Annotated in this window: 1 protein-coding gene; it reads left to right on the top strand. The window is 45.4% G+C overall.

Translation table 11 applies throughout. The features are described 5' to 3' along the window. Positions 1 to 269 precede the first annotated feature (269 nt). On the top strand, positions 270 to 504 hold a 235-nt coding region (locus JHD62_RS22710; protein WP_233161154.1), incomplete at its 3' end, for a hypothetical protein.

A 504-nucleotide genomic window follows, 5' to 3' on the forward strand; every position in this document is an offset into this window, starting at 1 on the left:
CCCCCCCCCCCCCCCCCCCCCCCCCCCCCCCCCCCCCCCCCCCCATACACCCCCCCCCCCCCCACCCCCCACACCACATCTTACTGTTCGTCGGCAGCGTCAGATGTGTATAAGAGACAGATATTGTATCTACTTCTTCAAGCTTGCATATAATGGAAAATATTGACTGGTCGTGTCGGTGTTCAATAAAGTCACTGCAATTCATGGATTTGGATGGCGTATCATCCACCAACTCGAAATGTGTGTAATAGACATCAAGCCATTTTTTAATGATACTGGTTGTGTGTTCATTCTTTTTTATAAAAAAAATACCAGAGCCAATTGACTGCGTATGGGTTATTTCTCTTTTGTTTTCAACTCCAAAATGGCGAAAAGTATCTTCTTTGCACCATCTTTGCTCAGATAAATCTAATAATCTTCTTCCGTCGTATTCTAGTGGGAATGCCGGTGGCTTGGCTTGGAAGGCAAGTATTCCACGTTCTGAATTTGAGCATGTATTAAAAT

Source organism: Aquitalea sp. ASV11, from assembly GCF_016429185.1.
Classification (GTDB): Bacteria; Pseudomonadota; Gammaproteobacteria; order Burkholderiales; family Chromobacteriaceae; genus Aquitalea; species Aquitalea pelogenes.